General features: G+C 71.1%; 10 protein-coding genes. 7 read left to right on the top strand and 3 right to left on the bottom strand.

Annotated elements, in window-relative coordinates; translation table 11 throughout:
- Positions 1-12: 12 nt before the first annotated feature.
- Positions 13-1,011 carry an aldo/keto reductase gene (locus ABZ937_RS22885; RefSeq protein ID WP_361694620.1) on the bottom strand — a complete coding sequence of 333 codons (999 nt, stop codon included), beginning with the start codon at positions 1,009-1,011 and terminating at the stop codon, positions 13-15.
- Between the two features lie 75 nt (positions 1,012-1,086).
- On the opposite strand from ABZ937_RS22885, the gene ABZ937_RS22880 reads away from it, so the two are divergent.
- The 6 genes from ABZ937_RS22880 (at position 1,087) to serA (ending at position 11,077) form a co-directional block, all read left to right on the top strand.
- On the top strand, positions 1,087-2,064 hold the full coding sequence (locus tag ABZ937_RS22880) for a 2-hydroxyacid dehydrogenase (protein ID WP_361694618.1): 978 nt from the start codon (positions 1,087-1,089) through the stop codon (positions 2,062-2,064).
- A 385-nt stretch (positions 2,065-2,449) separates the two neighbouring features.
- Positions 2,450-5,506, top strand: coding sequence for an EAL domain-containing protein (locus ABZ937_RS22875; RefSeq protein ID WP_361694616.1), 3,057 nt, complete (start codon positions 2,450-2,452; stop codon positions 5,504-5,506).
- A 243-nt stretch (positions 5,507-5,749) separates the two neighbouring features.
- Positions 5,750-7,600, top strand: a complete 1,851-nt coding sequence (locus tag ABZ937_RS22870; protein ID WP_361694614.1) for an acetolactate synthase large subunit — start codon at positions 5,750-5,752, stop codon at positions 7,598-7,600.
- A 20-nt stretch (positions 7,601-7,620) separates the two neighbouring features.
- On the top strand, positions 7,621-8,145 hold the full coding sequence (ilvN, locus tag ABZ937_RS22865; protein WP_030793132.1) for an acetolactate synthase small subunit: 525 nt from the start codon (positions 7,621-7,623) through the stop codon (positions 8,143-8,145).
- Positions 8,146-8,263: 118 nt separating this feature from the next.
- Positions 8,264-9,262, top strand: a complete 999-nt coding sequence (ilvC, locus tag ABZ937_RS22860; protein WP_361694612.1) for a ketol-acid reductoisomerase — start codon at positions 8,264-8,266, stop codon at positions 9,260-9,262.
- A 225-nt stretch (positions 9,263-9,487) separates the two neighbouring features.
- The gene (gene serA / locus ABZ937_RS22855; RefSeq protein ID WP_361694610.1) at positions 9,488-11,077 is read left to right on the top strand and encodes a phosphoglycerate dehydrogenase; all 1,590 of its coding nucleotides are present in this window, start codon (positions 9,488-9,490) and stop codon (positions 11,075-11,077) included.
- Between the two features lie 60 nt (positions 11,078-11,137).
- Here serA and ABZ937_RS22850 read toward each other — a convergent pair whose 3' ends face one another.
- Entirely contained in the window at positions 11,138-12,652 is a 1,515-nt protein-coding gene (locus tag ABZ937_RS22850) for an MFS transporter (protein WP_361694608.1), read from the bottom strand.
- Between the two features lie 96 nt (positions 12,653-12,748).
- Between ABZ937_RS22850 and ABZ937_RS22845 the strand changes: the two genes are divergently transcribed.
- Positions 12,749-13,333: a TetR/AcrR family transcriptional regulator gene (locus ABZ937_RS22845; protein WP_361694606.1), complete on the top strand. Its 585-nt coding sequence runs from the start codon at positions 12,749-12,751 to the stop codon at positions 13,331-13,333.
- A 4-nt stretch (positions 13,334-13,337) separates the two neighbouring features.
- Here ABZ937_RS22845 and ABZ937_RS22840 read toward each other — a convergent pair whose 3' ends face one another.
- Positions 13,338-13,892: an MFS transporter gene (locus tag ABZ937_RS22840; protein ID WP_361694604.1), complete on the bottom strand. Its 555-nt coding sequence runs from the start codon at positions 13,890-13,892 to the stop codon at positions 13,338-13,340.
- Positions 13,893-14,003 lie beyond the last annotated feature (111 nt).

The raw sequence follows: 14,003 nt of genomic DNA, 5'->3' as shown, positions 1-14,003 counted from the left end.
ATGGCAGGAACCTCAGTCCCAGGACCCCTGCGCCGCCGGCAGCTGGGACACCTCCGCCAGGTCCTGTGCGGTCAGCCGCAGCCCGGCCGCCGCCGCGTTCTGCGCGGCCCACCGCTCCCGCTTGGTACCCGGCAGCGCGATCACATGCCGCCCCTGCGCCAGCACCCAGGCCAGGGCCACCTGGGCCGGGGTGACGTCCTCGCCGTGCCGGCGGGCGACGCGCCGCAGGCCCGCCACGATCGGCTGGTTGGCCGCCATCATCTCGGCGGTGAACCGGGGGTGCCGGGCCCGCACGTCGTCCGGTTCGAAGCCCTCGCCCGGCGTCAGCGTGCCGCTCAGGAAGCCGTTGCCCAGCGGCATCGCCGCCAGGAAGCCCACACCGCGCGCCTCGCACCACGGCAGCAGCGCCTGGAGCGACTCCGGCGACCACACCGACAGCTCCGCCTGCACCGCGCTCACCGGGAACACCTGCTGCACCCGCTGCAACTGGCGCAGCGTCGTGTCGTGCAGCCCCGTCCCCGAGCGGCGCCCGCCGCGCGCCCCCACCGCGCACAGGCCCAGCGCCCGCACCTTCCCGGCCCGCACCAGGTCCGCCATCGCACCCCACGTCTCCTCGACGGGCACCTCGGGGTCGGCGCGGTGCAGCTGGTACAGATCGATCACGTCGGTCTGCAGCCGCCGCAGCGAGGCGTCACAGGCCCGCTTCACATAGCCGGGGCGGCCGTTGGCCACGATGTGCTGCTCGCCCACCAGCAGCCCCACCTTCGTGGACACGAAGGCGTCCTGGCGCCGCTCCTTGAGCACCCGGCCCAGCAGCAGCTCGTTGGTGAAAGGGCCGTACATGTCCGCGGTGTCCAGGAGGTCCGAGCCCAGGTCCAGCGCCCGGTGCACGGTTCTGAGCGACTCGTCGCCCCGCTGTCGCGAACCGCTGTACGCCCAGCTCATCGGCATGCATCCGAGTCCGACGGCCCCCACCGCGAGTCCCCCCGCGCCGATCGTCCTGCGCTCCACCTGCTCGTGAACCTCCCTCTGCCCGGCCCCCAACCTAACCTCTGCACGCGCGCGTGCCTGACATAGCCTCCTGGCATGACTTCAGACGTGTGGCTTCCCATCCCGCCCGAGGAGATCGAGGGGCTGCCGGCGGGGCCCCGGTACCTGTTCTGGGACGGGGGAGAGGACGGCGACCAGCCGTTTCCCGGCGACCCCGCGGACTGCGCGGTGTACGTGGTGCCGTACATGAAGCGGCTGTCGGTCCGGGTACGGCCGCTGGAGCGGCTGACGAACGTCCGGGTCATCCAGACGCTCACCGCCGGCGTCGACGACATCACCGCACGGCTGCCGGAGATCGTGCCGGGCGTACGGCTGTGCAACGCGCGCGGGGTGCACGAGACGAGCACCGCCGAGCTGGCGCTCACCCTCACCCTGGCCGCGCTGCGCGGCATCCCGGGATTCGTCCGGGCCCAGCAACAGGAGCGCTGGGCGGCGGGTTTCCACCAGTCCCTCGCCGACAAGAGCGTCCTGATCGTCGGCTACGGCGCCATCGGTGCCGCCATCGAGGACCGGCTCACGCCGTTCGAAGTCGCGCGGGTGGCGCGCATCGCGCGCTCCCAGCGCACCACGGCGCGCGGTCTTGTGCACCCGATCACCGATGTGCTCTCACTGCTTCCGGACGCGGACGTCGTGATCCTCTGCACGCCGCTCACGGAGGCCACCCGGGGGTTTGTCGACGCCGACTTCCTGGCCCGGATGAAGGACGGAGCGCTGCTCGTCAACGTCGCTCGCGGGGCCGTGGTCGACACCAAGGCGCTCCTCGCCGAGCTGGAGCGGGGCCGGATCACCGCCGCCCTGGACGTCACGGACCCCGAGCCGCTGCCCCCCGGCCATCCCCTGTGGCAGGCGCCGGGCGTGCTGATCAGCCCGCATGTCGGCGGCCCCTCCTCGGCCTTCCTGCCGCGCGCCAAGCGGCTGCTCGTCGACCAGCTGACCCGCTTCGTCAACCAGGAACCACTGCGGAACGTGATCCTTACCACCGGATCCGAAACGCCGGGATCAATGGGGCAGTAGTCCGCTTCCGGCACCCTCCGCAACCTTTCGGACGCACCCTGTACGCGCATTACCCCTGGTCGTCACGGAGCGTAGAGACGCTATGTCCCTGAGTGACGATCCTGGTGTATCGTCCCGACAGGGGCAGCGCCGCTGACCGTTCGGCGCCGGGGATGGACATTTCAGATTTGTGAGGGGGGCGACGGGCGATGCACGGCCTATGGACGAACGATCCGACGCGGCGGAGCCGCCGACGGCGACCCTGGCGCACGGCCGCGCGCAGGCGCGGCCACCACACCGGCCATCACAGCCACCACCAGCGCAGGCACAGCGGTCGTCGCAGGCACGCGCACCCGGTGCAGCGGGACCGCCGGGACGCGGGAGCGGCGCGGACCGGGAGGCCCCGGTGAGTGCGCCGCCCTCCGTGACGACCACCCTCGACGGAGCGGTGCGCGCACCGCACCCGCACGAGGCGCCGCCGCCCCGCCGGCCGGCCGTCTGTGACAACACCCGGCTGCTGGAGCAGCTCGTCCTCGCCCTGATCTGCGCGGCCTACGCCGTCGGAGCCGCGTTCGACTGGGGCGCGGAGCAAGTCGCGCTCTTCATGGGCGACTTCGGACTGAGCGCGGCGGCGGGCACCGCCGCCGTCTCCTGCTTCCTGTACGCCCGCAGCCGGCGCGTGCGCTTCCGCTCGGCCTGGCTGCTGTTCGCGCTCTCCTCCGCCATGGCGGCCCTGGGCAACGGTGTCTGGGGCTGGTACGAGGTGGTGCTGGGCCGGACCGTGCCCAGCCCGAGCTACGCCGACCTGTTCTTCCTGTGCTTCGCGCCGCCCGCCATCGTAGGCCTGCTGGTGCTCGCCAAGCGGCCCGTGACGAAGGCGGGCTGGATCTGCCTGGGCCTGGACGCCTGGCTGATCGGCGGCTCGCTGCTCACCCTCTCGTGGAGCCTCGCGCTCGCCCAGGCGGCCCGGTTCGACGGATCGAGCGTGGCGCACGCCGCGCTGTCGCTGGCGTACCCGCTGCTCGACATCGCGCTCGTCAGCATGGTCCTCGCGCTGCACTTCCGCCGCGCCCCGGGCAACCGCACGGCGGTGAACACCGCGATCGGCGCGCTCGCGCTGACCGTGATGTGCGACGCCCTGTTCACCTCGCCGCTGCTGCACAGCAGCTACCGCTCCGGGCAGCTCCTGGACGCCGGCTGGTTCGCCGGTTCGCTGCTGCTCGCCTACGCCCCCTGGGCCGCCCCCCGGCGCCGGAAGGCGCAGGAGGCACGCGCGGCCGACGGGCACACGCGCGTGGTCCACGAGCACGTCCCGGGCCAGCGGAGCACGGGCCACCACCACCTCCCCCTGCCCGCGCCGGGCGCCGAGCACTGCCGGTACCCGTCCGGCCGGCCGCTCAGCGGCTCCCTCGCCGCCCTCACCCCGTACCTCGCCGCAGCCGTGTGCACCCTGGGCATCCTGTACAACGTCCTCAACGGCCGCAGACCCGACCACGTGGTGCTGATCACCGCGGGCGCCGTGGTGCTGGCGCTCGTCATCCGGCAGGGCATCATGCTGCTGGACAACATCACCCTCACCCAGGAACTGGCCCAGAAGGAGAACCACTTCCGCTCCCTGGTGCAGGGCTCCAGCGACGTCATCATGATCGCCGCGCCGAACGGCATCCTCCGGTACGTCTCCCCGGCCGCCGCCGGGGTGTACGGACGGCCCGCCGAGGAGCTGGTGGGCACGGAGCTGGCCGGTCTGATCCATCCGGAGGACCTGGGCTGTGTGGTGCACGAGGTGCGCCGCTTCCTCGCCGCCGACCCGCTGGAGGAGCCCACCACGCGCATCGAGTGCCGGTTCCGGTCCGGCGGCGGGGGCTGGCTCAACGTCGAGTCGACCGTCAACCGGCACCACGGCGGGCTGATCTTCAACAGCCGGGACGTGACCGAAAGAGTGCGCCTGCAGGCGCAGCTCCAGCACAACGCCGAGCACGACCCGCTGACCGACCTGCCCAACCGCGCGCTGTTCACCAAGCGCGTCCAGCAGGCCCTGTCCGGCCGCCGGGCCACCGACCGGGGCGCCGCCCTGCGCGGTACGGCGGTGCTCTTCATCGACCTCGACGGCTTCAAGGCCGTCAACGACACGATCGGGCACCAGGCCGGGGACGAGCTGCTGGTCCAGGCCGCCCGCAGACTCCAGGACGCGGTCCGGCACGGGGACACCGCGTCCCGGCTGGGCGGCGACGAGTTCGCGGCCCTGATCGTCGGGGACGGCACCCGGGACCGTGCCGCCCGGGAGCGGAACATCCTGGAGCTCGCCGACCGCCTCAGGCTGACCCTCTCCCAGCCGTACGGCATCGACGGAAACGATGTCCGGGTCAACGCGTCCATCGGCGTCGCCTTCGCCGAACCGGGCCTCGGCGCGGGCGAGTTGCTGCGCAACGCCGACCTGGCGATGTACCGCGCGAAATCGGCCGGAAAGGGCCGGGTCGAGCTGTACAAGCCGCAGATGCAGCAGGACGTCGTCCGCAAGGCGGAACTGGCCACGCGCCTGCGTGCCGCGCTGCACGACGGCGAGTTCGCGCTGCTGCACCAGCCCGTGGTGTGCCTGCAGAACGGCCGGATCACAGCGGTCTCCGCACAGGCGCGCTGGCGCTCCTCGCAGGGGGTGCTGTTCACGCCGGCGGAGTTCCTGCGGGTGGCCGAGGACGGCGACAAGACCGCCGAGCTGGACCGCTGGATCCTGGAGGAAGCCGTGGAGCGGGCGGCCGAGCGGGCCGCGACCGGACTCGCCGTACCGGTGGCGGTGCGGATGAGCGCCCGGCGGCTGCTGGACCGCTCGATGCCGCTGGGCTCGGTGGAGGCGCTGCTGACCCGGCACGGGCTGCCGCCCGGGGCGCTGGTCGTCGAGCTGTCCGACACCGATCCCAGGGTCTCCCTGGAGGAGCTGGAGCGGCGGCTGACCGTGCTCAGCCGGCTCGGGGTGCGGATCGCGCTGGACGGCTTCGGCAGCGGCTACGCGGCCATCACGGCGCTGCGGCGGCTGCCGGTGGACATCCTCCGGCTGGACCGCAGTCTGGTCGAGGGCGTGGTCGAGTCCGTCCGGCTGCACAAGATCACCAGTGGGCTGCTGAGGATCGCTGGTGATCTCGGGCTCCAGTCGGTCGCCGAGGGTGTGGACCTGCCCGAACAGGTGGTGGCGCTGCGCGCGATGGGTTGCACCCATGGGCAGGGCATGGCGTTCGCCGGTCCGCTGGACGAGTACCGGCTGCGCCGGGCGCTCGGATCCGGCCACTACCCGGTGCCGCACGCCCCGGCCGAACCGGCGTTCGCGGGCGCCGCGAGCGCCCCGGAGGTGAATGAGCCGTGGAAGGGGGCGAGGGAGCCGAAGGGGGTGTACACAGGGGGTGTCCCCGCTGTTCTCGGAGGCGGCAGTGCTCTTCGCTCACATTCTGAGACTCCCGTCCCACCTACTTGACACGTGGTGCGTGCCGGGGGGAGGGTCAGTTCCATGCGCACCCGAATTCTCGTACTTGGACAGCGCGTCGGCTGAGCTGGGACCCACCGGAGGACGATCCGGAATCCCCAGCGACCTCACCGGCGCGCTCCCCTCGCTTGCCTTGCGGCACGAGGGGTTTTTTGTTGCACGAGCGCCTTTCGTGCAGCGCTTGAACTCCGTACAAACCTCGCAAAAACCCTCAGCATCGAGAAGAGAATGCCGATGACCGAGCAGGCCACCGGGGCCCACCATCCGCAGCCGCGGCCCCGTTCCGGAGGACAGCAGTCCGCCCCCGTCGAGCACGTCACGGGTGCGCAGTCCCTCATTCGCTCCCTTGAGGAGGTCGGCGCGGACACGGTGTTCGGCATTCCCGGCGGTGCGATCCTGCCGGCGTACGACCCGCTGATGGACTCCACCCGGGTGCGGCACGTGCTGGTCCGGCACGAGCAGGGCGCCGGCCACGCGGCCACCGGCTACGCGCAGGCCACCGGCAAGGTCGGCGTCTGCATGGCCACCTCAGGACCGGGCGCCACCAACCTGGTCACGCCCATCGCCGACGCGCACATGGACTCGGTGCCGCTGGTCGCGATCACCGGCCAGGTCGCCTCGAAGTCGATCGGCACGGACGCCTTCCAGGAGGCGGACATCGTCGGCATCACCATGCCGATCACCAAGCACAACTTCCTCGTCACCAAGGCCGAGGACATCCCGCGGGTCATCGCGCAGGCGTTCCACATCGCCTCCACCGGCCGCCCCGGCCCGGTCCTGGTCGACATCGCCAAGGACGCCCTCCAGGCGAAGACCACCTTCTCCTGGCCGCCGGTGATGGACCTGCCCGGCTACCGCCCGGTGACCAAGCCGCACGCCAAGCAGATCCGCGAGGCCGCCAAGCTGATCACCTCCGCCAGGCGGCCCGTCCTCTACGTCGGCGGCGGCGTCATCAAGGCACAGGCCACCGCCGAGCTGAAGGTCCTCGCCGAACTCACCGGAGCGCCCGTCACCACCACGCTGATGGCGCTCGGCGCGTTCCCCGACAGCCACCCGCTGCACGTGGGAATGCCGGGCATGCACGGTGCGGTCACCGCCGTCACCGCGCTGCAGAAGGCCGACCTGATCGTCGCCCTCGGAGCCCGCTTCGACGACCGTGTCACCGGCAAGCTGGACAGCTTCGCCCCGTACGCCAAGATCGTCCACGCGGACATCGACCCGGCCGAGATCGGCAAGAACCGCGCCGCCGACGTGCCGATCGTCGGCGACGCCCGCGAGGTCATCGCCGACCTGGTCCAGGCCGTGCAGAAGGAGCACAGCGAGGGCCACAAGGGCGACTACACCGCCTGGTGGAGCGACCTCAACCGCTGGCGCGAGACCTACCCGCTCGGCTACGACCAGCCCGAGGACGGCTCGCTGTCCCCGCAGCAGGTCATCGAGCGCATCGGACAGCTCGCGCCCGAGGGCACGATCTTCGCCGCGGGCGTCGGCCAGCACCAGATGTGGTCCGCGCACTTCATCCAGTACGAGAAGCCCGCCACCTGGCTGAACTCCGGCGGCGCCGGGACGATGGGCTACGCGGTCCCGGCCGCCATGGGCGCCAAGGCCGGCCAGCCGGGCCGTACGGTCTGGGCGATCGACGGCGACGGCTGCTTCCAGATGACCAATCAGGAACTGACCACCTGCGCCCTGAACAACATCCCGATCAAGGTCGCCATCATCAACAACGGCGCCCTCGGGATGGTCCGCCAGTGGCAGACCCTCTTCTACAACCAGCGCTACTCCAACACCGTGCTGCACAGCGGCCCCGAGGACATCAACCCGGACGCCAAGGGCACGCGCGTGCCGGACTTCGTGAAGCTGTCCGAGGCGATGGGCTGCGTGGGCCTGCGCTGCGAGCGTCCCGAGGACCTGGACAAGGTCATCGAGGAGGCCAACTCCATCAACGACCGCCCGGTCGTCATCGACTTCATCGTCCACGAGGACGCGATGGTCTGGCCGATGGTCGCCGCCGGCACCTCCAACGACGAGATCATGGCCGCCCGGGACGTCCGCCCCGACTTCGGCGACAACGAAGACGACTGAGCGAGAGAGACGAACGAGAAATGTCCAAGCACACGCTCTCCGTCCTGGTGGAGAACACGCCGGGCATCCTGGCCCGGATCGCCGCCCTCTTCTCCCGTCGCGGCTTCAACATCGACTCGCTCGCGGTCGGTGTCACCGAGCACCCCGACATCTCCCGCATCACCATCGTGGTGAACGTCGAGGACCTGCCGCTGGAGCAGGTGACCAAGCAGCTCAACAAGCTCGTCAACGTGCTGAAGATCGTCGAGCTGGAGCCCGGTCAGGCCGTGCAGCGCGAACTCGTCCTGGTGAAGGTCCGTGCCGACAACGAGACCCGCTCCCAGATCGTGGAGATCGTCCAGCTGTTCCGCGCCAAGACCGTCGACGTCTCCCCGGAGGCCGTGACCATCGAGGCCACCGGTTCCAGCGACAAGCTGTCCGCCATGCTCAAGATGCTGGAGCCGTACGGCATCAAGGAGCTGGTCCAGTCCGGCACGATCGCGATCGGCCGCGGCGCCCGTTCGATCACGGACCGGTCGCTGCGCGCTCTCGACCGGACGGCGTAAGACTGGAAACGGGCGGCCGCCGATCAACGGCCGCCCGTATGCCGAGACCCCGGAACTTCCTTCCCGCCCGCCGTCATACGGTGGGACGCACCACCTGCACTCAAGGAGAGAACCCAAAGTGGCCGAGCTGTTCTACGACGCCGACGCCGACCTGTCCATCATCCAGGGCCGCAAGGTCGCGGTCATCGGCTACGGCAGCCAGGGCCACGCCCACGCCCTGTCGCTGCGTGACTCCGGTGTGGACGTGCGTGTCGGTCTGCACGAGGGCTCGAAGTCCAAGGCCAAGGCCGAGGAGCAGGGCCTGCGTGTGGTGACCCCGGCCGAGGCCGCCGCCGAGGCCGACGTCATCATGATCCTCGTCCCGGACCCGATCCAGTCCCAGGTCTACGAGGAGTCCATCGCCCCGAACCTGAAGGACGGCGACGCGCTGTTCTTCGGCCATGGCTTCAACATCCGCTTCGGCTTCATCAAGCCCCCGGCCGGCGTCGACGTCGCCATGGTCGCCCCGAAGGGCCCGGGCCACCTGGTCCGCCGTCAGTACGAGGAGGGCCGCGGCGTTCCGTGCATCGCCGCCGTCGAGCAGGACGCCTCCGGCGACGCCTTCCAGCTGGCGCTGTCCTACGCCAAGGGCATCGGCGGCACCCGCGCCGGCGTCATCAAGACGACCTTCACCGAGGAGACCGAGACCGACCTCTTCGGCGAGCAGGCCGTCCTCTGCGGTGGCACCGCGGCCCTGGTCAAGGCGGGCTTCGAGACCCTGACCGAGGCCGGCTACCAGCCGGAGATCGCCTACTTCGAGTGCCTGCACGAGCTGAAGCTGATCGTGGACCTCATGTACGAGGGCGGCCTGGAGAAGATGCGCTGGTCGGTCTCCGAGACCGCCGAGTGGGGCGACTACGTCACCGGTCCGCGCATCATCACGGACGCCACCAAGGCCGAGATGAAGAAGGTCCTCGCCGAGATCCAGGACGGCACCTTCGCCCAGACCTGGATGGACGAGTACCACGGCGGTCTGAAGAAGTACAACGAGTACAAGCAGCAGGACGCCGAGCACCTGCTGGAGACCACGGGCAAGCAGCTGCGCAAGCTGATGAGCTGGGTGAACGAGGAGGCGTAAGCCTCAGGACAGGGGCCGGGGCGAAGTGCTCCGGCCCCTGTTGTCCACCCCGTCCAGCCCCGGACGAGTGATCCTTCCGCGGTGGCGCAATGCAGCCCCCGCCGCACCACTAGACTGCTGCACAACACGCGTCAGGCCCACAGCGTCGTGCGTCTTCCGCGGCTAGCCCCTCCTCCGCCTGCGGCCGTCGGGACGGCCGTCCGCATCGCACATGTGAGGACTCACGTGAGCTCGAAACCCGTCGTACTCATCGCTGAAGAGCTGTCGCCCGCCACCGTCGACGCACTCGGTCCGGACTTCGAGATCCGGCACTGCAACGGCGCGGACCGCAGCCAGCTGCTGCCCGCCATCGCCGACGTGGACGCGATCCTGATCCGCTCGGCCACCAAGGTCGACGCCGAGGCCATCGCCGCCGCGAAGAAGCTGAAGGTCGTCGCGCGAGCCGGCGTCGGCCTGGACAACGTCGACGTCTCCGCCGCCACCAAGGCCGGCGTGATGGTCGTCAACGCCCCGACCTCCAACATCGTGACCGCCGCCGAGCTGGCCTGCGGTCTCCTCCTCTCCACCGCCCGCAACATCCCGCAGGCCAACGCCGCGCTGAAGAACGGCGAGTGGAAGCGGAGCAAGTACACGGGCGTCGAGCTGGCCGAGAAGACGCTGGGCGTCGTGGGCCTGGGCCGCATCGGTGCCCTCGTCGCGCAGCGCATGTCCGCCTTCGGCATGAAGGTCGTCGCCTACGACCCCTACGTGCAGCCCGCTCGGGCCGCGCAGATGGGCGTCAAGGTGCTCTCCCTGGACGAGCTGCTGGAGGTCTCCGACTTCATCACCGTCCACCTGCCCAAGACCCCCGAGACCCTCGGCCTCATCGGCGACGAGGCGCTGCGCAAGGTCAAGCCGAGCGTGCGCGTCGTCAACGCCGCGCGCGGCGGCATCGTGGACGAGGCGGCGCTGTACGCGGCGCTGAAGGAGGGCCGGGTCGCCGGCGCCGGCCTCGACGTGTACGCCAAGGAGCCCTGCACCGACTCCCCGCTCTTCGAGCTGGACCAGGTCGTCTGCACCCCGCACCTGGGCGCGTCCACGGACGAGGCGCAGGAGAAGGCCGGTATCGCCGTCGCCAAGTCGGTGCGCCTCGCGCTCGCCGGTGAGCTGGTGCCGGACGCGGTGAACGTCCAGGGCGGTGTCATCGCCGAGGACGTCAAGCCGGGCCTGCCGCTCGCCGAGCGCCTCGGCCGGATCTTCACCGCGCTCGCGGGCGAGGTCGCGGTCCGCCTGGACGTCGAGGTCTACGGCGAGATCACCCAGCACGACGTGAAGGTGCTGGAGCTGTCCGCGCTCAAGGGTGTCTTCGAGGACGTCGTCGACGAGACCGTGTCCTACGTCAACGCCCCGCTGTTCGCGCAGGAGCGCGGTGTCGAGGTCCGGCTGACCACCAGCTCGGAGTCCGCCGACCACCGCAACGTGGTGACCGTGCGCGGCACGCTGGGCACCGGCGAGGAGGTGTCGGTCTCCGGCACGCTGGCCGGCCCGAAGCACGTCCAGAAGATCGTCGCGGTCGGTGACTACGACGTCGACCTCGCGCTCGCCGACCACATGGTCGTCCTGCGCTACGAGGACCGCCCGGGTGTCGTCGGCACCGTCGGCCGCATCCTCGGCGAGGCGGGCATCAACATCGCCGGCATGCAGGTCGCCCGCGCGGCGGTGGGCGGCGAGGCGCTCGCCGTGCTCACCGTGGACGACACGGTGGGCGCCGCCGTTCTGGCCGAGGTCGCCTCCGAGATCGGGGCCACGTCGGCCCGGTCGGTGAACCTGGTCTGAGCAGTCCGAAAACGCCGGACGGGCTGAGGTCTCTCAGCCCGTCCGGCGTTCTGTCGTGCCCTACTTCTGCTTGACCTCGATCCTCCGCAGCGTCGCCGCCGCCCCCGCCGCCGCGAGCACCAGCAGCACCGCCCCGGCGATCGCCGCCCCGTGCATCCCGCTGGTGAAGGCATCCCGGGCCGTGGCGAGCAGGGTCTGTCCGGCCCGGCCGGGCAGGTGAGCCGCGTCGGCCAGGGCCCCGCCCAGGGTCTCGCGGGCCGCGGCCGGGGCGGTGGCCGGCATCTCGCGGCGGTAGACCGCCGTACCGATGGAGCCCAGGACCGCCATGCCGAGCGCGCCGCCGAACTCGGCGCTGGTCTCCAGCAGGGAGGAGGCCGTGCCCGCTCGCTCCACCGGTGTGCCGCTCATGGCGAGGTCGGTCAGCTGGGACACGATCGCGACCATCCCGCAGGCGAGGACGCCGGCCCCGGTGAGGGCCAGCCACAGCGAGTCGGTGCCGACGAGTGCGAGCAGGGCGTAACCGGCGGCCATGGCCACGAAGCCACCGGCGATCACGTACCCCCGGTCGACACCCCGCTGCACGAGCTGGGCGGTGACCGGGCCGGCGACCCCGATGAACACCGACGGCAGCAGGCTCCACAGGGCCGCCTCCAGCGGGCTCTTGCCGAGGACCGACTGCAGGTACTGCGTGGTGAAGATGGCCGAACCCATCATGCCGAGGCTGGCGACGAGGTTCAGGACCAGTGCCGGGGTGAAGCCGTGGCCCTTGAGCAGGGCCGGCGGGATCAGCGGGGAGGCGCTGGTGCGCTGGCGGTGGACGAACAGGGCCGCGAAGAGCAGGCCGACGGTGACCGAGACGACGTACTGCGGGTGCCAGCCCTCGGAGGGGATCTCCTTCAGGCCGTAGATCACGGGGAGCACGGCGGCCATCGACAGCGGGACGCTCACCCAGTCGAAGCGGCCGGGCTCGGGGTTCCTCGACTCGGGCAGCAGCACCGGGCCGAGGACGAGCAGCAGCGCCATCGCGGGCAGGTTGACCAGGAAGACCGAGCCCCACCAGAAGTGCTCGACCAGGATGCCGCTCATCACCGAGCCGAGCGCGATACCGCCGGTCATCACGGCGGACCACAGTCCGATCGCCTTCGCCCGCTGGGCCGGGTCGGTGAACATCGTGCGCAGCAGGGCCATCGTCGACGGCATCAGGGTCGCGCCGCCGATGCCGAGGATCGCGCGGGCCGCGATGAGGGTCTCGGCGCTGTTCGCGTAGGCCGCGAGGAGCGAGGCGCCGCCGAAGGCCGCGGCGCCCATGAGGAGGAGCCTGCGGCGGCCGATGCGGTCGCCGAGCGAGCCCATCGTCATCAGCAGGCCGGCCAGCACGAAGCCGTAGATGTCGAAGATCCACAGCTGCTGGGTGCCGCTCGGCCGCAGGTCGGCGCTGATCCCGGGGGTCGCGAAGTACAGGACCGACACGTCCATCGAGACCAGCAGCAGCGGCAGCATCAGCACGCCGAGCGCGGTCCACTCGCGTCGCCCGGCGCGGCCGGGGGCGGTGGTGCTCGTCAGGTTCATCGTCATGCCGAGGACTGTACGAGCGTCTTAAACGCTTGTCTAGAACGTTTGTATAGGACATGCGTCTAGGACGGTTGTATGGATCCGGGGTAGGGTGGCCGCATGGGACACCGTGAGGATCTGCTCGAAGGCGCCAAGCGCTGCCTGCTGGAGAAGGGCTTCCTGCGCACGACCGCGCGGGACGTCGTCAAGGAGTCGGGGACGAACCTGGCCTCGATCGGCTACCACTACGGGTCGAAGGACGCGCTGCTGGTGCAGGCCTATGTCTCGCTGATCGAGGAGGTGGGCGAGAGCTTCGATCCCGCCATGGGCGGACAGGTGACGCAGCCGCCGGGGTCGCTGGAACGCTTCCAGGAGGTGTGGACGAACGTCATCCGGGGTGTCCCCCAGTCGCGGGCGATCTGGATGCTGAGCTACGAACTCATCGCCCAGGGCGACCGGATCCCGGAAGTGCGCAAGCTGCTGGCCGAGGCGCAGGAGGAGGGTCGCACGGGGCTCGTGTCCCTGTTCAGCGGCATCCCGGAGGCCGAGGTCGACCAGGAGACGGTGGACACCGAGGGCCGCCTCTACCAGACCCTCCTCAACGGCCTCATGGTCCAGTGGCTCTTCGACCCGGACTCCGCGACCACCGCCGAGCAGCTCACGGCGGGGGTACGAAGGCTGATCCAGGGCGCCACGAAGGGCTGAGCCTTCAGTCGGGCGACCTCCGGTCACCGATCGCCGGGGCGAGCGCGAGCAGCATCGCCGCCGCCGTCAGCGAGAACGCCACCGGATAGCCCGTGCGGCCCGCGACGAGCCCGAAAGCCGCGGCTCCGGCACCCATCCCCGCGTCGTAGGCGAGATTCCACAGCGCGGCGACGGTGCCGTACGACGCGCTGGAGACGCGGCCGTACAGGACCGTGAGGGTGGCGTTCTGGACGACACCGAAACCGGCCCCGAACACCGCCGACCCGGCGACCACGGCGGCCGGCACCGAGGTCGCCGCGGTGAGCAGCACCCCGGCGGCCGACACGAGCAGCCCCGGCACGACCAGCTGCCCGGCACCCCGCCGGTCGCCGTACCGGCCCGCGACCCAGCGGGCCGCCGTCGACGCGGCGGGCTGCACCAGCAGCGCCACGGTCACCGCGCCCGTGGCCGCGCCGGCCGCCAGCGGCAGGAACGTCACGAGGATCCCGGCGGCGAGGGCGGTGGCGGCGAAGACGAGCGAAGGCCGTATCAACGCGCCGGCACGCCACGCGGCGCCCATCCCGAGGGCACGTTCCCGCCGCGCCGTGGCCGTCCCACCGTCGCCCGGGGCCGGTTGGCTCCGGGCCGTGGCCGTCCCGCTTCCGCCTGGGGCCGGTTGGTTCGGCGCCTA

Origin of the sequence: Streptomyces sp. NPDC046727, from assembly GCF_040645635.1 — a bacterium.
GTDB lineage: Bacteria > Actinomycetota > Actinomycetes > Streptomycetales > Streptomycetaceae > Streptomyces.
The sequence above is the reverse complement of the archived record's forward strand: the minus strand, read 5'-3'. Positions and strand labels throughout refer to the sequence as shown.